Below are 24,865 nucleotides of genomic sequence, written 5' to 3' on the forward strand. Positions count from 1 at the left end.
CGTGAAGTTCAGATGACAGAAGAATTGATCCTTGCCAATGCAACGCTGATTTTCCCCGATGAGACCCGGACCGGGTCCCTGCGGGTGGTGGGCGAGCACATCGAAGCCATCGACAGCGGTGCGACTGTTCCTGCGGGTGCCGTGGACTGCGAGGGGGATTTCGTCTGCCCCGGCTTGATCGAGCTGCACACAGACAACCTGGAACGCCACATCCAGCCGCGCCCCAAGGTCGATTGGCCGCATGCGGCGGCCATCATCGCCCACGATGCCGAGCTGGCAGGCACCGGCATCACCACGGTCTTTGATGCCATGCGCGTTGGCTCGATCCCGTCAGGCAAGGCGCGCTACGGCAAGTATGCCCGCAACCTTGCGACCGAGTTGCTGGAGCTGCGCGCGGCAGATGCGCTCAAAATCAGCCACTTCCTGCATCTGCGCGCCGAAGTGTGCTCACAAACCCTTGTGGATGAGTTGCGTGAGTTTGGCGAAGAGGACCGGGTCGGGATCGTATCGATCATGGATCACACGCCGGGACAACGGCAATTCCGCGACATCACCAAGCTGGAAGCCTACATGAAGGGCAAACACGCAATGAGCGATGACGACTTCCTGCAGCATGTGGCTCAACTCAAGGGATTGCGCGATCAATATGGCGATCTGCACGAGGTCGAGACTGTGAAACAGGCGGCTAAATACGGCGCGGTGCTGGCCAGCCATGACGACACCACGGCCGAACAGGTGGCAGTTTCGGCCGGTCACGGCATTCGTCTGGCTGAATTCCCCACAACGGTCGTGGCAGCACGGGCCTGCCACGAATACGGCATCCAGGTTATGATGGGCGCCCCCAACTTGATCAGGGGAGGGTCACATTCGGGTAATGTGGCGGCGCAGGAGCTGGCCGAGTTGGACCTTCTCGATATTGTCTCGTCCGACTATGTGCCTTCAGCCCTGCTCTTGTCGGCGGTGAAACTGGGCGAGATCTGGGGTGATATGGCGCGCGGGATCAAGACAGCGACACTCGCCCCTGCGCAAGCGGCAGGCCTGTCCGATCGCGGCGCACTGCGCATCGGCGCACGGGCTGACCTGTTGCGGTTCCGGATGCGGGCTGGTGTGCCAGCGCTGCGGGCGGTCTGGTCGCGCGGGCAGCACGTGGCGTAATGCCACGCTCGCGACTTGTGATCCGGTCAAACGGGTCTAAACCGGTTGCATCTTGCGAGGCTCATGCGGGCTTGTCCCGTATGAGCCCGGCCCAACGGGAGGCGGTGCCCCGACAGGGTCACCTCCGACGGGCGGGAGTTCGTCCTGCTTTCCCAACACCTCAAGCGCGGTAAAACAGGTAACGATCGGGAGCGATGGTCTCGGGGCCTTTGATCTGCCGGAAACCCACCAGCGGTTGACCAGACACCAGCAGCGCGCCGGGTTTCATTACTGCCGCGATCAACGGGCTCAGGCGCGCGGCCTCGGCCACGTCATCCACTTTGATCCCCATCCCGAAGTCATAATGCGCCAGCGCGAGGCTCTGCCCGTGGTCTGCCAGTTTGCGCAGCATTGGTTCGGCTTCGCCTTGCAGGAAGTCCTTCTCCGGCGGTACGCAGGATGGATGGCATTGCAGCACCCGATCCATCACCCAGATGCGGCGACCTGGCAGGATCTCGCGCAGGTGATCATATGTGCGGCCATTGCCCAGCCCCATGTCCAGCACATCGCCGTCCAGTTCAGCAATCGTTTCGGCTGCCCAGTTCAGCCCATCCCTCTGGGCGGTGAAGCGGCGCAGCATCGAATCCAGTCGGCTCATCAGGTGGGGTCCTCTTGCAGGGTTTCGGCCATGGTCCAGACGCGGGTGGGGCCGTCCATCAGGCGGAGCAGCACCTCGTGGCTGAACCGCCAGATGTCTTCATCATGAACCAGATGGTGGGTCAACAGCCCATAGGGTTCGGTATTGTCCGCATGCCCTTTGCGACGGTCCTGCAGGTGTTGAACCAATAGCGCAACGAGCTGTTCGGGGGGCCGCAGACTGCGGGTGCCCCGCCAATCTATAGGGTCCAGGTGGGTGTTGATTTCCCACATCCCGGCTGCGGCCAAGGTGGTCTTGCGCGGTGTGGCGGTCGAGAGCACGCGAAACCCAAGCGCAGGCATCTTTGCAACCACGGCCTTGTCGATCCGGTTCCACGGCGGCACAAACATCGGTTGTAGACTTGCCCCAAACAGCTCTTGCAGACGGGCGAAACCTCGGCCTGCTTCTTCTACCATCTCATTGAGAGGGCGGTGCGCGCGAAACTCGGCCTTCTTTTCGGAAACAGGTGCGTGGTTCGCATGTGCCCAGCCGTGCACCACGGGGATCAATTGGGCGTCCGGGTCCATGCGTGCAGCCAGCCCTTCGGTGGCATGAGCCGGGATCACCGCCAAGTGCACGGGAATACCGACGTCAGCCGAAATTTCACTGAGCTGATCCAGCGCCGCAGTCGGCTCAACCGCATCGTCATCGCGCCACCAAAGCGGCAGGGAAAGGCCCGTGGCCCGCCAAAGGGCAAGTTCCCTGTCCAACACTGACCAATCCGCTATCACCTGCGAGCCCCCTGTTGTGACACAACGCTTCTCACGGTTTCGGCAGCCCCATCAAAATCCGCCGCTTGAACGGTGCGGGGTCCTGCAGCCAGAACTTTTTCAACCGCCTGCGCCAACTGCATACTGTTTAGATTTGCACTGCATAGCACGTGAATTCCGGGCAGTGCTTCCAGGCTCTTTGCCCGTAGCGTCTGTTCAACTTCCTGCCCATCATCAAACGGGATCAGAACCGCAGGTGTGCCCGCTTGCAACAGGTCCAGAGCGGTGTTGTAGCCGCACATGCTGACCGAGGCAGCGGCGTGATGCAGCATGTGCCGAAAATCGGGGCGGGCGGGTTCCAGCGTGATGTTCTCTGTTGGCGCGCCTTGCATCAATTCTGCAATCTGGGCAGGTGCTTCCGAACCACCCACCAACAGGCGCCAGCGCCGGTTGGTGATCTTTCGAGCGGCCTCGATGGAAGCGCGAAAGATTGGTGCGCCAACGGATCCACCACCTGCACTGACAAGGATCTCCCCATCGCCCAAGCGATCACGATGTGGACCCGCTGCTAGAGGCGCCACGTAACCTGTGTAGATTAGCTTGTTGGCCAATGCTTCAGAAACAGGCCAGCTTGTCTCTAGCGGGGTGGTGCTAGGGTCCGAATGAACCAGAACCGCATCGTAGAATTCTGCGAGGATGGCTTCGGTCTTTTCGACCTTTCGGGCGTTTGACGGCGGAGCCAGAATGTCCCTGATCGAGCAGTAGGTTTGCGGCGGATTGGGCATCGCGCGCGCTGCTTCCAGCAAAGCCAGAAACTCGTGCTGCAATACCCGACGTCCGAACGGAAAAAGTTCCGTGATCAGCGCATCAGGTTGCACCTCGCGCAGGATATCGACCATCGAATTGGACCGCGCTGCCAAATACGTGTCATCCGCAACCTCACCATCGTCGGTCAGCAGCCGGGTGAAGTTTGTTCCATCCGACCGGAGCGGAGGAAGCGTGCGCAGATCAATCCCGTTGCTGTCCAGCTGCGGCACGGCAAAGCCGCCCGAGATCAATACAACCTCATGACCCTCGAGGGCAAATGCACGACCCAAAGTCAGGGCGCGGCTCAGATGGCCGCTACCCAGCAGATGGGTGACAGCGATCAAGACCTTCATGCGTGGCTCTCTCGGATCAGACGAACAGGCTCGGCCTCAGGCGCAAAGGTATCCAGGTCGACAACAAACAACCGGTTGCGCTTGATCTTGAACGGGGCCTCGCCGTCAAAATCCCAGCCGTGCGCCTTGGCCAGGATCACCCGCATGATCCCGATGTGACACACGGCGATGGTGTCCGTGTGGCGGGACTGAACCCAAGGTTCCACCCGATCCCACAATTCGCGCGGGCTTTCACCGCCGGGCGCACGATAGTCCCATCCCCAATCCTCGATATGGCGAAACCCGCTGCCCTCTTGTGCCAGCAGATCGACACCACGCTTGCCTTCCCAATCGCCCCAATTCATTTCGGTCAGTTCGGGCGCCGTTAGCGGTACGCGATTGGCCACGATTGCGGCAGTTTCACGAGCGCGGTGCAAGGGGCTCGACCACAGTTCGGCCCGGATCCACTCGGGCGGCAGGCTGAATTGCGACAGATCACGGCGCGCTTCATCATCCAGGGGAATGTCGCTGCGCCCCTGAATTTGGCCGGCACGGTTCCAAGAGGTATGGCCATGGCGAAGAAGAGCAAGACGGGTCATCGGGAACCTTTCAAATGCGGGGCAACGGCAGACCAGAACCGCGCGGTTGCGGCAGGCCTGAGGTGGGTGTTTGCGATCATCTCGCGGGCGTTGGCACCCCATGTTGCGCGATGGCCGGGATCGTGCAAGAGCGACATGACCAGAGACGCCAGCGCCTTTGTCCCGACTTCGGTTGCAGGGTACCCATCGCCCAACAGCACATCCCGTACGCCCGGGCGGTCCTGTGCCACCACAGGCAGGCCATGCGCTTGCGCCTCCAGGTAAACCATCCCGAAGGCCTCATTCACGCCTGGCCACAGGAACAGGGACGCCGCGCGATAGGTTTTGTCCAGCGCAGCGCGATCCAACTGCCCCAGAAACCGCACGCGCGATCCATAGGGGGCCATCAAGGCTTCGACCTGTGCTCGGGCGGGGCCGTCGCCTGCGATGTCCAGCTGCCAATCGCCTGTCAGATGTGCAAGCGTTTCGGCGATGATCTCATACGAACGCAGTTTGTCGCCTTCGCGCATCATGCCGGTTGCCAGCATTGGACCCGACAGGGTACTGGCCTCGGGCAGACGAACAGCGGGCAGAAACGGCGGGAAATGCACGAGGGTTTGCGTGCCTGCGCGCTCGCGTTCAAGGGTGATCAGGTCGTTGGCCGTCAAGTAGAATATCACCCGAGCCGCGTCGCAGGCATCATGGGCGGCTTGCGCAAACCCAGACCAGGGGCCGGTCAATCGGCTGTAGGCCCGGGTGCTTTCGATCTGGACGTATGGGATATCCAACGCCGCACAGACGCGGGGCCCGATCAGATCGGGGGCCTTGTAATAGTTGTGGTAGGTGACCCACAGTTCGGTGTCTCGGGGCAGGTCGCGGATCAGGCGGTCAACTTCGGCCTCCGCTTGCTGGCGCAAATCGGCCTGTCGCGCTTCGTCACCGGCCTTGTCATAGATCTTGAGCTCTGAGACCAAATCGACGTCTACGCCGTCGCGTTGACCAATCGCCTGCATCAGGTTGCGCGCCATTTCGCGGTCCCCAGAAGGCACCACGCTGTGGGGCGACTTCATGGGGGCGTAGAATGCGACGCAAGTCATGAGATCATCCGCCCCGCGTCAACTGCGTCAATTGCGTCAACCGGGCGGACAAGCGTGCGATCCCGGGGGCCATCCCGAACTCTCCAACCAGCCGGTCATACGCAGCCGCTGCGTAGGCCTGAGTGCGTGCAGGCTCGGCCGACAATTCACAAATGGCAGAGGCCAATCTGGCCGGATCATCTTCGACCAGCAGGCCATGTGTGCCACTTTCGATGAATTCGGGGATTGCCGACACGGGCGTCGACAGGATCGGCAACATTTGCGAAGCCGCCTCCATCAGCACATTTGGCAAGCCATCGCGATCGCCGTCTTCGGCAATGCGGCTCGGTAGCACGAACAGATCAGCCGCACGCATCGCCTCGATCACCTCGGGTTGGTCACACGCACCGCGCCATGTGATGCGGTTTGCAACACCGGCGTCTTCGGCTTGCGCTGAAAGGGTATCTTTCAAACTGCCACCACCGATGTGGGTCCAATGCCAATCCAGATCTGCAGGCAACCCAGCAAAGGCCGCAATCAGGCGGTCAAAACCCTTCTTTTCGACCAGACGACCAACCGACATCATGTGAAACGGACTGGCCGAGTCGCGCAGCGCGCGCTTTGGGGGGGCGGGAAAACGGGTCAGGTCGAGGCCATGATAGACAAGGTCAACCCGTGCTGCGTCATCGGCCATCTCGCGCAGGTGCTCGGCACCAAAGGCAGTGCACGTCGCGCCAAAGACTGCACCATGCGTGTCTGCACTCAGCTTTTCGCGTTTTTCCCATTCGTCCGACGTCCAGATATCTTTGGCATGGGCCGAAAAGCTCCACGGCAGGCCGCGCATGATCGCCGCGTAGCGCGCGACAGAGGACGGTGTGTGCATGAAGTGCGCATAAAGCCCCTTTGTGCCTTCAGGCAGTTCGGTGGCCAGGACGCAGGCCTGTCCAAAACGCCGGATGCGGTTGTGGGTCAGGTCGCGTGCAAGATCGGCACGCCAGACGCGATAGGCCTCGGCATAGCCCGGTAGGGCCTTTGCCGCCGCGCGGGCGCGCCAGACCCGTTCCGGATCTTCATACAGGTATTCTGGCAAGTACCGCACCCGCGCCTTGATGCGGTCGTGCAGCGGGTGGCGCTTTTTGTCAGTGGGATAGCGCAGCGACCAGATGTCAAAGTCGTGGCCGCTGTCTTCGAGTGCAGCCAGTTCCTGTGCGATGAATGTCTCGGACAGGCGCGGCCAGCCTTTGACCACGATCGCCAGTGGCGGATTTTGGGACGTCATTGAGCGGCTTGTTCCGTCTTGTTGGTCAGCAGTGCGTTCACTCGATGAGTGACATAATCCAGCCCGTCGAGCAGCCCAGATGAGATGGCTTGCGAAGGTTTAGGCTGTGTCGACAGGCCGCGAATGGCCTGGATCATCGCATCAGGCGTCAACCCGTCGCGGGTTTCATCAAGCATGCGTACCAAACCTAGGTCTTCGGCGCGGGAGGCGCGCAACCACTGTTCCAGTCGCGGCGTGGTGCGCGGCACGATGACAGCGGGTTTGTCAAAAGACAGCACTTCGCAAAAGGTGTTGTACCCGCCCATGCAGATCACACCCTGAGCCCCTTTGAACAGAGTTTCGATTTGCGATTCAAAGCCCACTGCCGTGACACGTCCATCAAGGGCTTCGACCCGGGTTTCAAATTCGTCACGCAGCTCGCCCGATAGAAACGGGCCATATACCAGAACTGCACGCGGCGTGAGGGTGGGGTCTTTTTCATAGGCGGTTAGCACAAGGTTAACCATGGCCTTGCCGTCGCCACCCCCGCCAGGGGTGATCAGTACATAAGGCTGCTCAGGCGGCTTGCCGTCGGCACTTGCTTCGCGACGCAAATAGCCGGTCCAATGCATACGGGCCTGCACTTCCGCAGACAGTGGCAATCCGGCTGTGGGGTCATAGACCGACCGCAAGCCATACACCCAGATTTCGTGATAAAATCTTTCGGTTGCAGTCACTGCATCCTTGCGGTCCCATTCAGCCGCCAAAACCTCGGGTTCGTCCAAAACATCGCGCAGACCAAGAACCAGCTTGGTCTTTCCTTCGTTTTGCAGCGTTTCAAGGGTCGGGAGCAATTCGCCACGAAACCCGGTGGGCTCTTTGTCGACGATCAGTACGTCGGGTTCGTATTGTCTGGCCGTGGTGCAGATCAATCCGGACCGCAGGTCGGTGACCTCTTCAATACCCATGCCAATCGTTTGCGAGGCATACGAACCATCGCTGCGTTTGGTGACACCAGGCAACCTTACGTGATCTACCCGTCTTGGGAACGTGAAGCGGCCCGCAACCGGAGAGCCCGTCAGAATCAGAGCCGAAGCCTCTGGATCAGCGGCTGTAATTGCCGCGGCCAATGCGCGTGATCGGCGCAGGTGACCCAGCCCGAAGGTGTCATGGCTGTACAGCATGATACGAGGCGCACGGCGCGCGCCCCTGTGTACCGTCTTGGTTGCGTCTCCACCCATATTCACGTCTTCGACCTCGGTTTTGCGCCGGACAAAGTGTTTGTTTTGAAGGCACCGTAACCAATTGTACGGTGAAATCCAAAGCCTCCAGTATCGGCAGGCGACAATTGGTCAATAGCCAATTGCGCGGGTGCCACATCATCTGCTTCGTCGGCTGGTTGAACGTGCGCCTTGATGCAGGTCAAGCCATGTACGCTCGCGCAGATTTCCGCAACTTTGTCGCATAAAGACAACCGAGAAAAGCCAGATACAGGTGGCGCCCAATTGATCCAGTTGTCCAAGGCGCGTACCGTCATGCCCAAGTCCCGTTGGCAGCCGATCCATGTCGGCAATTTTTCTGCGTGCAGACGTGGCTTGCTTCCAAAACCTGTCCAATCCTTCGTTCTGTCCTAGTATTTGACCTGATCAGGATTGGAAACAGGATTTTGCCAAAGGAAAGGGCAGTTGCATCGGTTCAAGGAGTGTTTCTGTCCATGTCATTATCGTGTCACCAAGTCATTTGAATAACATGCACCCGTCAGATAGGTTCCCTGCCAGGTTCAGTTAACCAAAGAAAGACCTCCATGCTGACCATTGTCCTTCGCATTCTCGCAATGCTGGCGCTGACCATTGCGGTGTCCACGACGGCCGCGCAGGCGCAACTGTCACTCTACTCTGGCGCGTCCGGTTCCAGCAGCAGTGAAACTGCGGCGGACAGCGAACTGGCAAATGCAATCCGCGAGGCGACCGAGGCGGGCGCCAGCGTGATCGTCATCGACAGTTCGGGTAACCTTGCCACGACAGGTCAAACATCGGGATCAAGCGGTGAACCTGACAAGGCCGACCCGATGGGAGAGGCCTCGCAATTGATGCAGGCGCAATCGCAGTGGGCCGAGTTCCGAAAAGCCTTGGAATCAAGGTTGGCAGCTTTGCCGTATTCGATTTTCGAGGTCCAATATATCTTGCGCCAAACCAGCCCGGATGGTCAGATCAGCACCTATTTGTGGGTGCTGGCCATTAACATTGGCCTTCTTCTGATTGGTCGATGGCTTTCAGTCGAAATCTACGGCAAGCGTGTCGCGCGCAAATACGTGGTGTCTCGGATCAAGGAAAACCCGGTTGGTTATCGGGACAAGATGCCGTTCTTGGTATTCCGTTTTGTCATGGGCATCGGCGGCACATTGTTTGCCATGCTCTTTGCCACAATCATCGGGTTGCTGATTTTTGGCGAATCCGAGGACATCTCGATCCAATTCACCGTCACGGCGATCTTTACGGCCTATTTCCTGTCGCGCACGGTGTCCGATCTGTGGCGGATGGTCTTGTCGCCATTTCTGAGCCAGTACCGCATTCCGCCGTTTTCGGACAGAGATGCAAAACGGCTCTACATCTGGGCGTCGGTGTTGGCGACCTATGACATTTCGACGGTTCTTTTTGCCACGTGGGTGGCGGACTTTGGCTTGAACTACAACGTCTATGCCATGGTCTATGGCGTGCTGACGGCTGCTGGGGCGGCGTTCAACGTGCTTATGATCCTGTTCAATGCGCGTGCGATTACCGAAGCTATCCGCGCAGGTCGCAGCAAAGAGCAGGTCTCGTGGATCCTCTGGGCGATCTCAATCGCCTGGGCTCCGGTCCTGATCCTTTACATTGCCTTCAGCTGGTTCGAACTGGCGCTGGATCTGGTTCTTGAGAACCCTGTGCCGATCCCGCTGATTGCTGGAACCTATGGCATCTTCATGTCCGTGGTCGTGGCCTATGGCGCGATGAACTACTTGCTTGAGCGTTACTTTGATCGTTCGCGCAAGGTGCAGGAGATCAACGCTGAGCTGGCCGAGGCTGAAGCGAGCGAAGAGCCCCAAGTTGCGCCGCCGATAGAATTGGCGCATTCGATTTCGACCTATGAGGATCTGGCACGCCGGGTTGCAGGAATTCTGGCCTTTGTCGTTGGGGCCTATGCACTTCTGGTGATCTGGAACCCGGATGCAGATTGGACTCAGGATCTGCCGATGGAACGGTTCCTGGACGTGATGATGATCCTGTTCATCGGCTACGTCGTCTTCCACTTTTTCCGTATCTGGATCGACAGCAAGATCGCCGAAGAGGGCGGAGACATGGAAGAAGGCGAACTGGGCGACGAGGGCGGCGGTTCATCCGCCAGCCGCTTGGCGACCCTGTTGCCCCTGTTCCGGGGCGCGATCCTGGCCGTTGTTGTCGTGTCGATCGTTCTGATTGTGCTGCTGGAAATCGGCATCAACGTGAGCCCGCTGTTTGCGGGTGCCGGTGTTGTTGGTCTGGCGGTGGGTTTCGGCTCGCAAACGTTGGTGCGGGACATCTTCTCGGGCGCGTTTTTCTTGCTGGACGACGCGTTCCGCAAGGGGGAATACATCGACATTGGCGATGTGAAGGGCACGGTCGAAAAGATCTCGGTCCGGTCATTCCAGTTGCGCCACCATCTGGGTGCGCTCAACACCATTCCCTTTGGCGAGATCAAGGTTCTCACGAACTACTCGCGTGACTGGGTGATCATGAAGCTGCCCCTGCGGGTGACCTATGACACAGACGTGGAAAAGGTGCGCAAACTGATCAAGAACCTCGGGAAAGAACTGCTGACCGATCCGGTGATTGGCGACAACTTCATCCAGCCGCTCAAATCGCAGGGCGTGATCGAAATGCAGGATTCCGCGATGATCATCCGGGTCAAGTTCATGACCAAACCGGGCGATCAGTGGCTGGTGCGCAAGCGTGTGTATCAAGACATTCGCGAACTGTTCGCCCGCGAAGGCGTCAAGTTTGCGCACCGCGAGGTCACGGTGCGTCTGGCGGACGAGAAAGAAGCGGGCGATCTGACCCCCAAACAGCGCGAGGCCGTGACAGGCGCCGTTCAAGCGGCCATCGACGAGGATTACCTTGACGATATCGGCCCGGGTGGCGGCGATCGGGATTAAAGCTCGGGGGCGCTCCCGCCCCCTCGGCGCCTTTCTGACGAAAGACACCTCGGGGTTGGGCCCGGCGCCTCGCCTCCGGCTCGGCGCGGTTGCGTTGCCTGGCGGATGGAGCGCACCATCCGCGCCGGGGTAAGCCGTCCTCGTTCGCTTGTCAGAAACAACCCGAGAGAGATGCGCAGCGACGGGGGCAGAGCCCTCATCCCCGCCTATTGCTGATAGGGATCGAGGCTGTCGCGCAGACCATCACCCAGGAAGTTGAACGCCAGCACCACGATGATGATCGGGATCATCGGGATAGCGGTCCATGGATAGATCTCGATTGAGGCCAGGTTTTGCGCATCGTTCAGCATCACGCCCCAGCTGACCGCCGGTGCCCGCAAGCCCAAACCCAGGAAGCTGAGTGCCGTTTCACCCAGGATCATCGCCGGAATCGACAGCGTGGCGCTGGCGATCAGGTGGCTCATGAAGTTGGGCAGCAGGTGCTTGCGGATCACCCGACCCGAGCTTGCACCCATCATTTCCGCTGCGCGTACGTATTCCTCTTCACGCAACGACAGGAACTTAGCGCGGACCGCACGGGCGAGGCCCGGCCAGTCCAGGATGCCGAGGATGATCGAGATGATGAAGAAGACGGCCACCGGCCCCCAGTTCGACGGCACGGCCGCCGACAAAGCCAGCCAAAGCGGCAGTTCGGGCAGGGATCGCAGGATCTCGATCACGCGATTGATGACCCAGTCGATGCGACCGCCAAAGTAGCCCGCAATCGAGCCAAGCAGGATGCCCAGAAAGAAGGACACAGATATGCCGATCAGGCCAACGGTGAGCGAGAGTTGCGCGCCATAAAGGATGCGGCTGAACACATCGCGTCCCAAACGGTCGGATCCCCACAGGAACAATGTGGCCCCGTCAGGGGCGCAGAACAGATGCGTGTCGCTGGGGATGAAACCGGCCAAGCTGTACTCGGCGCCTTCGCAAAAGAACTCGAGCGGTACCGGCGTCGTGGTGTCTGGCTTGAACACCCACTGGAACGTTTCCAGGTCTGCCTCTGCCGTGATGGGGTAGACAAAGGGACCCAGGAATTCGCCCTCGTGCACCCAATGCACGGCCTGTGGCGGAGCATAAAGGTGATCCGAGTTCCGCTCATTCGCTCCATAGGGCGCGATGAAACCGGCAAAGGGCAGCATCAAATAGCAAAACAGCAGAAAGATGCCCGAGATCAAGCCCAGCTTGTGGGTCTTGAACTTGCGCCAGATAAGCACCCAATTGGGCGCGTCCAGATCGCGGCGTTCCAGCTGTTGGATCGAAACCTGCGGGTCGTATGGCGCGTCGTCGACGTAGCGCCCGTCTGGAAGTTTGGTCATGACTCGCGCCCCTCGTACCTGATGCGCGGGTCAAGCATGACCAGCAGGATGTCTGATATCATGGTGCCTATGAGCGTAAGCAAGGCCACAAACATCAGGATGAATGCTGAAAGGAATTGATCCTGTGTCTTGAGCGCAGTCAGCAGGGCCGGACCAATGGTTTGCAGACCCATCACAACCGAGACCAGAACCGAACCCGAAACCATCGAGGGCAGCAGGTTTCCGATGTCGGCCACAAAGGGGTTGAAGGCCACGCGCAGCGGGTACTTTGTCAGCATCCGGCTGGGGGCCATGCCTTTGGCAATCGCCGTTTCCACGTAGGGTTTTCCCAACTCGTCGAGCATATTGGCACGCAGGCGTTGCATCATGGCCGATGCACCAGCTGTGCCGATCACGATGGTGGGCACGATCAGGTGAACCATGATCGACTTGATTTTCTCCCAATTCAGCGGCTGCCCTTCGAACGAGGGATCCATCAAGCCACCGATGGGAATGTTCAGGTACTTGCGACCGTAATAATACAGGATCAACGCCAGCAGGAAGTTCGGCGTGGCCAGACCCAGATAGCCGACAAAGGCTGAGGTATAGTCGATCCATGTGCGCGACTTGGCGGCGGCGATCACACCCAGGGGCAGGGCCAAGGCATAGACGAACACGATGGCGGCCATGTTGACCAGAACCGTCAGCCACAGGCTGTCACCGACGATCTCGCGCACGGGACGGTCGAATTCGAACGACCAGCCAAAGTTGCCCTGGATCAGGCCAGAGAAGCCATGCGGGCCGGGCATGAAGCCCATCCAGATCATGTATTGCTCCCACAGAGCGCGGTCCAAAGCGTATTCCTTGCGCAGGAATTCGGCCTTGGCGACGCCCGCGGATTGGCCCGAGGCCTTGAGCTCGGCGATCTGGTTCGACAGGTAATCACCGGGGGGCAGGTTGATGATCACGAACACCAGCACCGACACCACCAGCAGGGTCAGCAGCATGGTGCCAAAGCGATAAATTGCGTAGCGCAGGATGCTCATTCAGCTTGTCCCGTCACTCGGCCATGAAAAATTCATCGGGGCGGTGAACGCCGAAATGTGCACCAGGGTCCCAGGCCCAAAGGCCCTTCTTGGGCACATTGCGCATCCGGTTCGACACGACGATGGGTTGCGGGGCTTCGGCCAGAATGCCAATGCCATAGAGCTGTTCCGAGTGGATATCCAGCATCTCGCTCCAGGCGGCTGCGCGTTGTTCATCTGTATCGGCGCGGTCCCAATTCAAGGCCAACTCCATCAGGCGCTGCGCCTCGGGCATGTCGGGCGCTTCGCCGACGTCACCGTTGGTTTGGTAATGCTGACCCCATTTGGGCCAGGCCAAGAACTCCTGATGGCGGGGCGCGAGATAATCGGGCGAGGTATAGGTCTGCGGGATACCATTGTCCCAGCCAAACCAGACCGAGGCCATGGTGCTGCCGGCATAAACCCGGTTGCGCAGGATATCGCGATCCAGCGGGCGCATGACCAGTTTGACGCCGATCTCGCGCCAGGTATCGGTCACGATCTGCAACGCGTTTTCAACCTCTTGCCGCTCACCTGCGGTCTCAATCACGATCTCCATGGGGCGGCCATCTGGCAGCATTCGGATGCCGTTGCCATCGCGTTTGTTCAATCCGGCCTCATCCAGCAGAGCATTGGCGGTTTCGGGGTCAAACGCAGCCCAGGCATCGCGGCGTTCCTGTTTGAAGAACGGCGAGGCGGGCAGCACGGTCATCGACCCGGGCTTGGCCAGCTTGAAATAGAGCGCCTGATTGATGGTTTTGCGGTCGATGCCAAGTGACAGCGCCCGACGCACGCGCACATCACGCATGATTTCACGCCAGACCGGATCGGCGTAGTTCAGGTTGGGATAGATCGCGATCTGCGAGGCCACGCCGGTTTGCCACAGGTTGGTCTTGTAATTCCCGTCAGCTTCGCCCTTTTTCAGGATCGACGTGTCGCGAAAGTCCAGCCCGCGCCCCTGCAGGTCAACCTCGCCCGCGTTGGATTTGGCGGCGACCAGACCGGGGGCCACGATCTCCATTTCAACGATGTCGATATAGGGCAGTTGCACGCCGTTGCTGTCGATGCGGTGGTAATAGGGGTTGCGGACAAAGTTGTGGCGGATCTTCTTGCCGGCGCTGGCGTTGATCCAAGGTTGCAAGGTGGGCAGTTCGGAATTGTCGAACTTGTACATGTTGTCGCGCTTGTTGTGCAGCGCGGCCCAGCTTTTGACACGGGCCTCTTCGACTTTGACCGCCAGTTGCTCGGGTTCGGCGAAATCGCCGTGGTAGTCCTTCAGGAAATGCGCCGGGCGGTAGATGAACGGCGGGCGCGCCTGAGCGAGCGATTGCAGGAAGTTGGGGTTGGGATGCTCCCATTCATACACAACGGTCAACTCGTCGGGGAACGAGACCTTGGGCAACTCACCCTCGATACGCAGGAAATCAAGCGGGCCGGCGGGGCTGAGCAGCGGGTTGTTGGCGACGTCTTCCCACCAGTATCTGAAATCGTCCGAGGTGAACGGCGCGCCATCCGACCATTTGTGACCCGGTCGCAGGCGCAAGGTGAACTTGCGGTTGTTTTCATTCTCAAAGGACGCCAGCAGGTCTGGCACCAGCTCGTAATTTTCGTTGTAGCCGACCAGACGGGCATAGCCGTACACGACCATCTGCCGAATATCTTTGGACCGGGTCACCATGGTCGACAGCGTGCCGCCTTGCAGGCCGAACTCGCGGCCTTTGGCCTCGAGATCGACAATGATCGGCTCGTCCGGGATGCGTTCGTTGACCGGGGGCAGGTCGCCGGCTTCAACTTCGGCCTGCCAGAAAGTGCTTTCCTGCAGCGGCGGGATCGGGTTCGCTCCGGCGGGCATCAGGCTGGCGATCACCAGCGATGCGGCAAGAAACAGAGAGCGGCGGTTTGGTTCAAACATGACAGCGTACCTTATGGCCGGGTTCCAGCTCTACCAATGAAGGTACCATGGTGTCTGTGAAACGGAAGGCTTCGGCCCATTTTTCAGGAGAGCCGGCGCCTTGGGCGACCAGTTTGAGGTTGATGGGGCGTTCGATATCCGGCTCGGGTTGAGCCGCGATCAAAGCTTTGGTGTAAGGATGTTGGGGATTATAGAACAAAGTATCAGGGGGCGCCTGTTCGACGATCAGACCCTGACGCATCACGGCGACCTCATCTGCGATGCGGGCCACAACGGCCAGATCGTGTGAGATGAAGAGATAGCTGAGGCCCAGTCCCTCTTGCAGCTCTTCCAGCAAGGTCAGGATCTGTTCCTGAACAGAAACATCAAGGGCCGAGGTCGGCTCGTCGCAGACAATCAACGACGGGTCCAGCATCATGGCACGAGCCACCGACAGGCGTTGGCGTTGACCGCCCGAGAACGCATGCGGATAGCGTTTCAACATGTCCGCGTTCAGTCCTACGCGCTGCAGCATCTGGGCCGCCTTGTCGCGCTGTTCGGACTTGGTGCCGATTTTGTGGATTTCCAGCGGCTCGGTCATCGCATCCTGCACCCGCATGCGCGGGCTGAGCGAGCTGTAGGGGTCTTGAAACACCATCTGCGCGTCGCGTTGGAACGCGGTGCGGGTGGCGCGGGACATCTTGTGAACAGTGACAGGATCGGCGCCGGGTTTTGCGCGGAACAGAACTTCGCTGCCCTCATCGGGCTGTTCAGCCCCAAGGGCAATGCGGGCCGCCGTGGTCTTGCCCGAGCCACTTTCGCCCACGATGGCCAGCGTCTTGCTGCGCGGCAGTTTCAGGTCGACACCCCGGCAGGCGTGAACCAGAACATCCGGCTTCCAGGCCGAGCCTGAGCGCATGGTGAACGTCTTGTTGACGTTGTTCATCTCGAGGATCAGATCCTTGTCAGGCAGGGGCGGAGCAGGGCGCGCCTCGGCCGGGATGGCCGGTGCCGCGTTGAACAGCTGCTGCGTATAGGGGTGGGCAGGGGATTTCAGCAGGGGTTCGGCGTCGCCTGCCTCCATCACGCGGCCTTTGTGCATGACCACGACCTTTTCGGCCATGTTCGCCACCACACCCAGATCATGGGTCACCAGGATCAGCGCCATGCCGGTTTCCTGTTGCAGCTCCTTGATCAGGCCCAGTACCTGCGCCTGTGTGGTCACGTCCAGGGCGGTGGTCGGCTCGTCCGCGATCAGCAGATCGGGTTTCGACACCATCGCCATCGCAATCATCGCCCGCTGGCGCATGCCGCCCGACATCTCGAACGGATAAGACCGATAGGCGCGTTCGGGGTCAGGAAAGCCCACCCTCTCGAATGTCTGCAGAACCTGACGCTTGGCCTCTTTTTCGGACGCGCCACGGTGCAGCCATAGAACTTCGCTCACCTGATTGCCGATCCGATGCAGCGGCGACAACGAGCGCATCGGTTCCTGAAAGATCATCGAGACTTGATCGCCGCGTACATCACGCATCTTGCGCTCGGACATCTCGGACAGGGTTAGGGGCCCTTTTTCCGTGTTCAGCGTGATCCGACCCGACCGAATTTGCGCGGCCCTTGGCAGGATGCGCAACACCGCGCGGCAGGTCACGGTTTTACCTGATCCGGATTCGCCAACCAAAGCCAAGGTTTCGCCGGGCATCACCTCAAAGTTCACGTCTTTGACAACCGCGTCGCCAGACCCGAATCCGATGCTCAGATTTTCAACAGACAACAAAGGGGTCATTCAGGCTGTCCACCCGACTGGCCGGTACTCAACATAAGTCTTTCGATCCCCCTGGTCATTCTGCGTCACTTTCGCGCGCGCACCCCCCTCTAGTCAAACCCGAATTTGTGACTAAACGTCACGAAAAAGGGAGAATTTCGACAACTGTGCCTACACAACCCCACCCGGATTTGGCATGAGAGGGCAAGTTGCGGTCATACGGGCCGTTTGTGTCAAAGGAGTGACCTGCGTGACCAAAGATGTAAGCCGCCTAGATTTGTTCATCGATAGAATGGTGTCGCAGCGTGCCTGCCTGGATTTCGCGATCTCGGAAACCGCCGACATGACCGGCCCGGTTTTCGAGCTTGGATTGGGCAATGGGCGCACCTACCACCACATGAAAACCCACATCAAAGGGCGCGACACCTATGTGTTCGAACGCGCCGTCGCCTCGCACCCGGATTCGACGCCTCCGGATGAGATGTTAATCCTGGGCGATGTACGTGAAACTCTACCCGCCTCGGTCGAACGTTTCGGGGCCGCGGCCAGTCTGATCCACGCGGATCTGGGGGGGCACAACCGCGAAAAGAACGATGTATTCGCCCGCTTTGTCTCTCCGTTGATAGAGCCGCTGTTGGCCCCGGGCGGGCTGATGGTATCAAGCGATCGGATGTATTTCGAAACCCTGACTGAACTGCCGCTGCCACTCGGTGCGGTCGAGGGGCGCTGTTTCGTATATCGCCGCTGAGGGGGCTGACATGGCCGGGCTTCTGACGCTGAACGCTGGCAGTTCCTCGATCAAGTTCGGGGTCTACCTGGTCGCGCCCGAACCCGAGTTGCTGCTGTTGGGGCAGGTCGAGAACCTTGGCCCTGTGGCGCAAATGGTTCTGGATCATCCTGAAAAACAGACGATCGAGATCGGGCCCGCCGACCATTCCACCGCAGTGCAGGCCATTTTGCAGGCCATCCAACCTGCGCTGCAGGATCACGAGGTGACAGGGGTCGGGCATCGCATCGTGCACGGTGGCAAGACGTTCACCGGACCAGTAGAGCTGACCGAGCAGGTGATGGCACAGCTCGAGACTTTGGTGCCGCTGGCGCCCTTGCACCAGCCGCACAACCTGGCTGCGGTGCGCGCGGCGCAGGCGGCGTTCCCCGCGGCGGTTCAAATCGGTTGTTTCGACACGTCCTTTCACCAAGGGCATCCCTTTGTGAATGACGCCTTTGCGATCCCCCGTCGGTTCTATGAAAAGGGTGTGCGACGGTACGGGTTCCACGGGCTGTCCTATGACTACGTCACCGACGCCTTGAAACGCGAACATCCGATCCTTGCCCGGGGGCGGGTGGTGATTGCGCATCTGGGCAATGGTGCGTCGATGTGTGCGGTCAAAAACGGCAAGAGCATTGGCTCGACCATGGGCTTCTCGGCGCTTGATGGTTTGCCCATGGGCACGCGGTGCGGGCAGCTTGATCCGGGCGTTCTTCTTTATCTGATGGAACAGGGTCACAGCGCCGAGGCGATCACCCACATCCTGTACAAGAAAAGCGGCCTGTTAGGGCTGAGTGAGATCAGCCACGACATGCGCACCTTGCTGGCGAGCGATGACCCTCGGGCGGCAGAGGCCATTGATTACTACGTCTTCCGCATCAAACGAGAGCTGGGCGCGATGGTGGCCATCATGGGCGGGCTGAACGCGGTGGTCTTCTGTGGCGGAATTGGCGAAAACTCCGCCGAAATTCGCGCGCGCGTTCTAGATGGTCTGGCCTTCATGGGCCTGTCGCTGGATGGTGCAGCCAACGAGGCGAACGAACAGGTGATCTCGGACGGGGATGTTCCCGTTTTGGTGATCCCCACGGACGAAGAACGCGTGATCGCCCGTGCCCTGGCGGGGCGCCTGATGCCGTAAGGTTATTTTCCGGGGGGCTATGCGTGGCGGCTTGAGGTTGCCATCGTTGCACGGAACCCGACAGGAAAGGCCGCCCATGCTGTTTTATGATTGCTCTACCGCCCCCAATCCCCGCCGCGCACGGATGTTCATTGCCGAAAAGGGGCTGACAATCGAAACCCGCGATATCTCGATCGCGAAAGGCGAGCAGTTGCAACCGGAATTCAAGGCCGTGAACCCGCGCGCAACGATCCCGGTGCTTGTCACCGACGAAGGCACGGTGTTGACCGAAAACCTGGGCATTGCTGCGTACCTTGAGGCACATACGCCCGAGCCGCCGCTGATGGGGCGCACCCCGGATGAGAAGGGGCTGGTGTTGATGTGGAATTCCATCGCCGAGCAACAGGGCGGCATGCCCGTGGCCGAGGCACTGCGCAACACGCACCCGGCATTCAAGGACCGCGCCATTCCCGGGCCTGCAAATCATGCACAGATCCCTGAATTGGCCGAGCGTGGACTGGCACGGATCGAGCAATTCTTTGACGTGCTCGAAGAACGCCTGCAGGACAGCCGCTATATTGCGTGCGATCATTTCACATTGGCCGACATCTCGACCTTTGTGTTCGTCGATTTCGCACGGGTGGTGAAAAAACGCATCCCGGAAAGCCACTCCGCCGCCCTGGACTGGTACGAGGCGATCAAATCCCGGCCAAGCGCGCGGCTTTGAACTCGCGACAATTCACAGGGCATGAGGCCGACGCGATGTCGGCTTCTTTTTTGCTCCGATGGTATTGTACAGAAATGTCTAGACAGGTGTGAACAATCGCAATAGCGTCGCTTTGACATCAGGTAAGGGAGGGTCCGATGAAGTCGAATTATCGCGTGGTTGTCATTGGGGGCGGCGTTGTTGGTGCCTCGGTTCTGTATCATCTGGCCAAATACGGCTGGACGGACGTGTGCCTGATCGAACGCAAGGTGCTGACCGCCGGGTCCAGCTGGCATGCGGCTGGTGGTATCCATGCGCTGAACGCCGATCCCAACATCGCGGCTTTGCAGGCCTATACCATCGACCTGCTGCCCGAGATTGAGCGCGAGAGCGGGCAGAACATCGGCCTGCACATGACCGGTGGCCTGACGATGGCCGGAACCCCGGATCGTTGGGAATGGTTGCAGTCAGCATATCGCGTTTTCCAGTCCATCGGCATCGAAGATTGCCGCCTTGTCACCCCCGAAGAGGCGCGCGAGTTGAACCCGGTGATGTCCACCGATGGTCTGCTGGGTGGAATGTGGGCCGACCGCGAGGGCTATATCGACACCACTGGCACGGTACAGGCCTATGCGGGCGCGGCCAAGAAACGCGGCGCGACCGTAGTTGAAAACAACCGTGTGCTGGAACTGAACCAGACCGCCGACGGCTGGGAAGTTGTGACCGAAAAAGGCACCATTCAGTGCGAGCATGTGGTGAACGCTGCCGGTTTGTGGGCCAAGCAGGTGGGGCGTATGGCGGGCGTAGAACTTCCGGTCTCGCCGCTCAACCACCACTATCTGATCACCGATGCGATCCCAGAGGTTGCAGCGTTGGACTTTGAGCTGCCGATGACCGTCGACCTCGAAGGGTTCACCTATATGAGGCAGGACCAGAAGGGCATGTTGGTCGGCATCTATGAGATCGACCACGACCACTGGATGGAAGACGGCGCGCCATGGGAATATGGGTTCGAGCTGCAGCAAGAGGATCTGGGCCGGATCGAAAACGAGCTGACACTGGGATTCCAGCGTTATCCCTGCCTGAACGATGCAGGCATCAAGACTTGGGTGAACGGGGCGTTCACCTTCTCACCTGATGGCAACCCGCTGGTCGGTCCGGTGCCGGGCAAGCGTGGATACTGGACGGCCTGCGCGGTCATGGCCGGGTTCCTGCAAGGCGGCGGCGTGGGCAAGTCGCTGGCCGAATGGATGATCCACGGCGAGCCAGAAGCGGATGTCTATGGCATGGACGTCGCCCGGTACGGCGATTTTGCGCAGAACAAACGATACATCCGCGAAACCACCGGGCAGTTCTATTCCCGCCGCTTCGTGATGACCTATCCCAACGAACAGCTGCCCGCTGGGCGACCGCTGAAAATGGCCCCCGCGCATGACGCAATGACAGCCGTGGGCTGCAAATGGGGGGTGAGCTGGGATCTTGAAGTGCCTTTGTATTTCGCGCCGGAGGGGTTCGAGGAAACACCGACCCTGAAACGCTCGAATGCACACGACATCGTGGCCGAGGAGTGCAAGGCGATCCGCGAAAACGTGGCCCTGCTCGACATCACAGGGTTCTCGCGGTTCGAGGTGTCGGGTCCTAACGCGACTGCCTGGCTTGATCGGATCATGGCGTCGAAGCTGCCAACTCCTGGTCGGGCCAAGCTGGCACCGATGCTCAGCGAGACCGGCAAGCTCAAGGGCGATCTGACCGTGCTGAACTGGGGCGATAGCCGCTATTGGATCATGGGCAGCTATTATCTGCGCGCCTGGCACATGCGTTGGTTCAACGATCACATGGATGATGGCGTCACGGTGCGTGATCTGGGCGAAGAGGTTTGCGGCTTTGCGGTCATCGGACCGAATTCACAGCAGGTGGTCGAGAAGCTGGCAGAACAGGATATCGGTGCGCTGAAATTCATGGGGTGCGGTCAGTTCGACATCGGGCTGGTGCGCACGCATGTGGCACGCATGTCAGTGACGGGCGAGAAGGGGTATGAGCTCAACTGCCGCTATGGCGACCACATCGCCCTGCGCCGGATGCTGCTTGAGGCTGGTGCGGATCTGGGCATCCGCGAGGTGGGCTTCAACGCCATGCTGTCGACCCGGATCGAAAAGAGCTTTGGCATCTGGTCGGCAGAATTCACCCAAGGCTATACGCCGGGCATGACGGGCATGGACCGCTGGATCGACTGGGACAAAGAGTTTGTCGGGCGCGAGGCGGCGATGGCCGAGCGCGATGGCAACGGCCCGGGGCAGGTGCAGGTCACGCTGGAGATCGAAGCAGATGGTGCGGACGCCAGCGGCTATGAACCGATCTGGTCGGATGGCAACCGCGTGGGATTTGTCACGTCGGGCGCATACGGACACCACACCGGTAAATCGCTGGCCATGGCGCTGGTGGATCGCGAACAGGCCGCCGTGGGCACCGACCTGAGCGTGCACATCGTAGGGGTCGAGCGTCAGGCCAAGGTCATCGAAGCCTCTCCTTACGACCCTCAGGGCAAGGCGATGCGGGGATAATCCATGACCACTGACAGCCAAACACGCGGCGAGACTCGGGGGCGACGCAGGCGCGGGCGGGCCGAGGCTGCGCCAACGCCAAGCCGCGACGTGAACTATCGCCAGCTGAAGAACCCCTTTCCGCTGATGGAAGTGTTCCCGGCGGATCAGATCGCCGACATGCATGAAACCGCGCTCAGGATGCTCGAAGACCTGGGGATGAAGGTGCTGTTGCCCGAGGCGCGGCGCATCTATGCCCAAGGCGGCGCGCGGGTCGATGAAGACAGTGAGATGGTCCACATCGGCCGCGACATGGTCGAGGCGGCGCTGGCGACGGCCCCTAAGTCGATCGCCTGCCAAGCGGGCGCGCGGCACCGGGATTTCACGCTGGAGCTGGGCAGCCTGGTATTTCAACCCGGGGCAGGGGCGCCCAATGCCACTGATCTGGTGCGCGGTCGCCGCCCGGCCTCGGGTCAGGATTATCTGGAGTTCCTCAAGCTGACGCATCACTTCGATGTCTTCCAGATGATCTCGCCCCAAGTCGAGCCGCAGGACGTGCCGACCCATCTGCGCCACTACTTCACCACGCAGGCGCAGATGGAGCTGACGGACAAGTTCCCGTTCTTCTTCTCGCGCGGGACACCGCAGGTGATGGACTGTTTCGAGATGCTGTCGATCGCGCGTGGATTGTCGGACGATGAGTTCCGGGGTGCCGCTCATTCCTACACCATCATCAACACCAACAGCCCGCGCACGCTGGACATTCCTATGGCGCAAGGGCTGATCGACTTTGCCCGCTATGGTCAGGTCTCCATCGTCACGCCCTTTACTCTGATGGGGGCGATGGCGCCAATCACCGTGGCGGGGGCTATCACGCTTAGCCACGCCGAGGTGCTGGCGGCACTGGTGCTGACGCAGCTGACCAACCCCGGCGCGCCGGTTTGCTATGGCACCTTTACCAGCAATGTGGACATGAAATCGGGCGCGCCCGCGTTTGGGACCCCGTCGCATTTCCAAGCTTCGCTGGCCGCGGGACAACTGGCGCGGCATCTGGGGCTGCCTTGGCGGTCTGCCGCCGGGTCGGCATCGAACCTTAACGATGTGCAAGCCGCAAACGAAAATCAGTTCGGCCTTTGGGGCTGTTTGATGGCCGGGGCAACGGTGGTGATCCATTCAGCAGGCTGGCTTGAGGGCGGTTTGACGGTGTCCTTTGAAAAGATGATCTGTGACGCCGAAGTGCTCAACATGGTGGCCGAGCTTTGCGCGGGCGCGCAAGCGGGCACGGCCGAGATCGGCTATGACACCGCGCTGCGCGAGGTAGATCCCAGCGGGCATTTCTTTGCCACCAGCCAGACCATGGAACGCTACAACACCGCGTTTTATGAACCGCATGTCCACGACTATGCCAATTTTGGCACCTGGACCGAGCGCGGGGCGGTCGATGCCAACAACCGTGCCACCGGCGTGTGGCAGAACATTTTGGCGAACTTCCAGCCGCCGAAGCAGGACGGTGTCCGCATTGGCAATCTGAAAGACTTCATCGCACGTCGTACCGAAGAAGGCGGCGCGCCGCCGGAGAGTTGAGAGAGGACGCAAACATGAGCAATCCAGACGCAATCATCATCGGCACCGGCGTCATCGGCGCGGCCATTGCTTTCGAGATGGCCAAGGCGGGCCACAAGACCCTGTCCTTGGATCGCAACGCGCAGGTGGGCCACGGCTCCACCGCCGGTTCCTGCGCGATCATCCGGATGCATTACTCGACATTCGACGGCACCGCCTTTGCCTGGGAGGGCTATCACTATTGGCGCGATTGGGCCGACTATCTGGGCCTGCATGAAGGGGCGAACCTGGCGCAGTTCAAGCAGACCGGGTGCCTGGTCATGAAAACCGAGGCCAACGGTCAGCTTGAGAAGCACATGAAATACAGCGCCGAGCTCGACTGCCCGTTCGAGGAATGGTCGCCCGAGCAGATCACCGACAAACTGCCCGTCTATACGCTCGACAGTTTTGCCCCGGCCAAGCGAATGGATGATCCGGAATTTGGCCATCCCAACGGACGCAAGATGGGGGGTGCGGTGTTTTGGCCACAAGCGGGTTATGTCACCGATCCTGCCCTGAGCGCCCAGAACCTGATGGAAGCGGCCCGTGAGCATGGGGCCGAAGTGCGCACCGGCGCCGAAGTGGTCGAGATCCTGCAATCGGATGGTCGTGTCAGCGGTGTGAAACTGGCGGATGGAGAAGAAATCCACGCCCCCGTGGTGATCAACGTGGCGGGGCCCGGTTCGGCCATTGTGAACGCCATGGCTGGTGTTCTGGATGACATGACCATCGAAACCCGACCCTTGCGGCAGGAGGTGGTGCATGTGCCTAGCCCTGAAGGGTTCAATTTCGAAGAGCAGGGCACCATCGTCTCGGACAGCGATATCTCGCTGTATGTCCGGCCAGAGCATGGCAACCATATCTTGATCGGTTCGGAAGACCCAGAATGCGATCCGCACCAGTGGTGCCAGGATGACAAGGACTACAACCGCGAATTCACCGACCAATGGACCACGCAGGCCATGCGCTATGCACAGCGCGTGCCGAGCCTTGGTATCCCGTCGAAAACGCGCGGGGTGGTGGACTTGTATGATGCATCCACCGACTGGATTCCGATCTATGACAAATCCAGCCTGCCGGGGTTCTACATGGCCTGCGGCACCAGCGGGAACCAATACAAGAATGCCCCGATTGCGGGCAAGATGATGGCGGCCCTGGTCGACTATTGCGAAGGCGGCGGTGATCATGACGCCGCGCCGTTGCAGTTCCAGCTGCCCTATACCGGGCACATGATCGACGTCGGTTTCTACTCGCGTAAACGCCCGATCAACGAGGAAAGCAGCTTCTCGGTTTTGGGCTGACATCTGGACG

General features: G+C 60.1%; 20 protein-coding genes. 8 read left to right on the forward strand and 12 right to left on the reverse strand.

Annotation, left to right across the window (positions count from 1 at the left end; genetic code table 11):
• Positions 1-12: 12 nt before the first annotated feature.
• On the forward strand, positions 13-1,155 hold the full coding sequence (locus tag TRL7639_RS03685) for an alpha-D-ribose 1-methylphosphonate 5-triphosphate diphosphatase (protein ID WP_085794426.1): 1,143 nt from the start codon (positions 13-15) through the stop codon (positions 1,153-1,155).
• A gap of 160 nt (positions 1,156-1,315) precedes the next feature.
• Here TRL7639_RS03685 and TRL7639_RS03690 read toward each other — a convergent pair whose 3' ends face one another.
• Genes TRL7639_RS03690 through TRL7639_RS03725 form a run of 8 tightly spaced genes read right to left on the reverse strand, consistent with a single transcriptional unit; the run spans position 1,316 to position 8,129 of the window.
• On the reverse strand, positions 1,316-1,792 hold the full coding sequence (locus tag TRL7639_RS03690; RefSeq protein ID WP_085794427.1) for a class I SAM-dependent methyltransferase: 477 nt from the start codon (positions 1,790-1,792) through the stop codon (positions 1,316-1,318).
• Positions 1,792-2,544, reverse strand: a complete 753-nt coding sequence (locus TRL7639_RS03695) for a polysaccharide deacetylase family protein (protein ID WP_235820251.1) — start codon at positions 2,542-2,544, stop codon at positions 1,792-1,794. Before TRL7639_RS03695 ends, TRL7639_RS03690 begins: the two co-directional genes overlap by 1 nt.
• Positions 2,545-2,558: 14 nt before the next feature.
• Positions 2,559-3,701 (reverse strand): glycosyltransferase family protein, encoded by a 1,143-nt coding sequence (locus TRL7639_RS03700; protein WP_085794429.1) that lies wholly within the window; start codon positions 3,699-3,701, stop codon positions 2,559-2,561.
• The gene (locus TRL7639_RS03705; protein ID WP_085794430.1) at positions 3,698-4,279 is read right to left on the reverse strand and encodes a histidine phosphatase family protein; all 582 of its coding nucleotides are present in this window, start codon (positions 4,277-4,279) and stop codon (positions 3,698-3,700) included. Before TRL7639_RS03705 ends, TRL7639_RS03700 begins: the two co-directional genes overlap by 4 nt.
• Positions 4,276-5,355 carry a glycosyltransferase gene (locus TRL7639_RS03710; RefSeq protein WP_085794431.1) on the reverse strand — a complete coding sequence of 360 codons (1,080 nt, stop codon included), beginning with the start codon at positions 5,353-5,355 and terminating at the stop codon, positions 4,276-4,278. Before TRL7639_RS03710 ends, TRL7639_RS03705 begins: the two co-directional genes overlap by 4 nt.
• A gap of 4 nt (positions 5,356-5,359) precedes the next feature.
• The gene (locus TRL7639_RS03715; protein WP_085794432.1) at positions 5,360-6,613 is read right to left on the reverse strand and encodes a glycosyltransferase family 4 protein; all 1,254 of its coding nucleotides are present in this window, start codon (positions 6,611-6,613) and stop codon (positions 5,360-5,362) included.
• A complete protein-coding gene (locus TRL7639_RS03720; RefSeq protein WP_235820252.1) occupies positions 6,610-7,833 on the reverse strand; it encodes a glycosyltransferase family protein in 1,224 nt (407 codons plus the stop codon). The genes TRL7639_RS03715 and TRL7639_RS03720 overlap by 4 nt, the downstream gene beginning before the upstream one ends.
• Positions 7,834-7,835: 2 nt before the next feature.
• The gene (locus TRL7639_RS03725; protein WP_133057601.1) at positions 7,836-8,129 is read right to left on the reverse strand and encodes a hypothetical protein; all 294 of its coding nucleotides are present in this window, start codon (positions 8,127-8,129) and stop codon (positions 7,836-7,838) included.
• A 267-nt stretch (positions 8,130-8,396) separates the two neighbouring features.
• Here TRL7639_RS03725 and TRL7639_RS03730 point away from each other — a divergent pair, with 267 nt between their 5' ends.
• Complete coding sequence (locus TRL7639_RS03730; RefSeq protein ID WP_085794434.1) at positions 8,397-10,760, forward strand: mechanosensitive ion channel family protein; 2,364 nt, start codon at positions 8,397-8,399, stop codon at positions 10,758-10,760.
• 206 nt (positions 10,761-10,966) lie between these two features.
• On the opposite strand, the gene TRL7639_RS03735 is transcribed toward TRL7639_RS03730, so the two are convergent.
• Genes TRL7639_RS03735 through TRL7639_RS03750 form a run of 4 tightly spaced genes read right to left on the reverse strand, consistent with a single transcriptional unit; the run spans position 10,967 to position 16,841 of the window.
• Positions 10,967-12,121, reverse strand: coding sequence for an ABC transporter permease (locus TRL7639_RS03735; RefSeq protein ID WP_085794435.1), 1,155 nt, complete (start codon positions 12,119-12,121; stop codon positions 10,967-10,969).
• Positions 12,118-13,146: an ABC transporter permease gene (locus TRL7639_RS03740; RefSeq protein WP_085794436.1), complete on the reverse strand. Its 1,029-nt coding sequence runs from the start codon at positions 13,144-13,146 to the stop codon at positions 12,118-12,120. Before TRL7639_RS03740 ends, TRL7639_RS03735 begins: the two co-directional genes overlap by 4 nt.
• A 13-nt stretch (positions 13,147-13,159) precedes the next feature.
• Positions 13,160-15,076 carry an ABC transporter substrate-binding protein gene (locus TRL7639_RS03745; protein WP_085794437.1) on the reverse strand — a complete coding sequence of 639 codons (1,917 nt, stop codon included), beginning with the start codon at positions 15,074-15,076 and terminating at the stop codon, positions 13,160-13,162.
• Positions 15,069-16,841: an ABC transporter ATP-binding protein gene (locus TRL7639_RS03750; protein WP_085794438.1), complete on the reverse strand. Its 1,773-nt coding sequence runs from the start codon at positions 16,839-16,841 to the stop codon at positions 15,069-15,071. Before TRL7639_RS03750 ends, TRL7639_RS03745 begins: the two co-directional genes overlap by 8 nt.
• A gap of 271 nt (positions 16,842-17,112) precedes the next feature.
• Between TRL7639_RS03750 and TRL7639_RS03755 the strand changes: the two genes are divergently transcribed.
• From TRL7639_RS03755 to TRL7639_RS03780, 6 genes are all read left to right on the forward strand, one after another.
• On the forward strand, positions 17,113-17,568 hold the full coding sequence (locus TRL7639_RS03755) for a class I SAM-dependent methyltransferase (protein WP_235820337.1): 456 nt from the start codon (positions 17,113-17,115) through the stop codon (positions 17,566-17,568).
• Positions 17,569-17,578: 10 nt separating this feature from the next.
• Complete coding sequence (locus tag TRL7639_RS03760; RefSeq protein WP_085794440.1) at positions 17,579-18,727, forward strand: acetate/propionate family kinase; 1,149 nt, start codon at positions 17,579-17,581, stop codon at positions 18,725-18,727.
• 76 nt (positions 18,728-18,803) lie between these two features.
• Positions 18,804-19,433 (forward strand): glutathione S-transferase family protein, encoded by a 630-nt coding sequence (locus TRL7639_RS03765; RefSeq protein WP_085794441.1) that lies wholly within the window; start codon positions 18,804-18,806, stop codon positions 19,431-19,433.
• A gap of 137 nt (positions 19,434-19,570) precedes the next feature.
• Entirely contained in the window at positions 19,571-21,973 is a 2,403-nt protein-coding gene (locus TRL7639_RS03770) for a GcvT family protein (protein ID WP_085794442.1), read from the forward strand.
• Between the two features lie 3 nt (positions 21,974-21,976).
• Entirely contained in the window at positions 21,977-23,536 is a 1,560-nt protein-coding gene (locus TRL7639_RS03775; RefSeq protein ID WP_085794443.1) for a trimethylamine methyltransferase family protein, read from the forward strand.
• 14 nt (positions 23,537-23,550) lie between these two features.
• Complete coding sequence (locus TRL7639_RS03780) at positions 23,551-24,855, forward strand: NAD(P)/FAD-dependent oxidoreductase (protein WP_085794444.1); 1,305 nt, start codon at positions 23,551-23,553, stop codon at positions 24,853-24,855.
• Positions 24,856-24,865: the final 10 nt, after the last annotated feature.

The sequence above is a fragment of the Falsiruegeria litorea R37 genome (genome assembly GCF_900172225.1).
Classification (GTDB): domain Bacteria; phylum Pseudomonadota; class Alphaproteobacteria; order Rhodobacterales; family Rhodobacteraceae; genus Falsiruegeria; species Falsiruegeria litorea.

Bases quoted from the DNA above. Each gene is read 5' to 3' on its own strand.
- TRL7639_RS03685 (WP_085794426.1), top strand. From the start codon at position 13: ATGACAGAAGAATTGATCCTTGCCAATGCAACGCTGATTTTCCCCGAT.
- TRL7639_RS03690 (WP_085794427.1), bottom strand. From the start codon at position 1,792: ATGAGCCGACTGGATTCGATGCTGCGCCGCTTCACCGCCCAGAGGGAT.
- TRL7639_RS03700 (WP_085794429.1), bottom strand. From the start codon at position 3,701: ATGAAGGTCTTGATCGCTGTCACCCATCTGCTGGGTAGCGGCCATCTG.
- TRL7639_RS03705 (WP_085794430.1), bottom strand. From the start codon at position 4,279: ATGACCCGTCTTGCTCTTCTTCGCCATGGCCATACCTCTTGGAACCGT.
- TRL7639_RS03710 (WP_085794431.1), bottom strand. From the start codon at position 5,355: ATGACTTGCGTCGCATTCTACGCCCCCATGAAGTCGCCCCACAGCGTG.
- TRL7639_RS03715 (WP_085794432.1), bottom strand. From the start codon at position 6,613: ATGACGTCCCAAAATCCGCCACTGGCGATCGTGGTCAAAGGCTGGCCG.
- TRL7639_RS03720 (WP_235820252.1), bottom strand. From the start codon at position 7,833: ATGGGTGGAGACGCAACCAAGACGGTACACAGGGGCGCGCGCCGTGCG.
- TRL7639_RS03725 (WP_133057601.1), bottom strand. From the start codon at position 8,129: ATGACGGTACGCGCCTTGGACAACTGGATCAATTGGGCGCCACCTGTA.
- TRL7639_RS03730 (WP_085794434.1), top strand. From the start codon at position 8,397: ATGCTGACCATTGTCCTTCGCATTCTCGCAATGCTGGCGCTGACCATT.
- TRL7639_RS03735 (WP_085794435.1), bottom strand. From the start codon at position 12,121: ATGACCAAACTTCCAGACGGGCGCTACGTCGACGACGCGCCATACGAC.
- TRL7639_RS03740 (WP_085794436.1), bottom strand. From the start codon at position 13,146: ATGAGCATCCTGCGCTACGCAATTTATCGCTTTGGCACCATGCTGCTG.
- TRL7639_RS03745 (WP_085794437.1), bottom strand. From the start codon at position 15,076: ATGTTTGAACCAAACCGCCGCTCTCTGTTTCTTGCCGCATCGCTGGTG.
- TRL7639_RS03750 (WP_085794438.1), bottom strand. From the start codon at position 16,841: ATGACCCCTTTGTTGTCTGTTGAAAATCTGAGCATCGGATTCGGGTCT.
- TRL7639_RS03755 (WP_235820337.1), top strand. From the start codon at position 17,113: ATGGTGTCGCAGCGTGCCTGCCTGGATTTCGCGATCTCGGAAACCGCC.
- TRL7639_RS03760 (WP_085794440.1), top strand. From the start codon at position 17,579: ATGGCCGGGCTTCTGACGCTGAACGCTGGCAGTTCCTCGATCAAGTTC.
- TRL7639_RS03765 (WP_085794441.1), top strand. From the start codon at position 18,804: ATGCTGTTTTATGATTGCTCTACCGCCCCCAATCCCCGCCGCGCACGG.
- TRL7639_RS03770 (WP_085794442.1), top strand. From the start codon at position 19,571: ATGAAGTCGAATTATCGCGTGGTTGTCATTGGGGGCGGCGTTGTTGGT.
- TRL7639_RS03775 (WP_085794443.1), top strand. From the start codon at position 21,977: ATGACCACTGACAGCCAAACACGCGGCGAGACTCGGGGGCGACGCAGG.
- TRL7639_RS03780 (WP_085794444.1), top strand. From the start codon at position 23,551: ATGAGCAATCCAGACGCAATCATCATCGGCACCGGCGTCATCGGCGCG.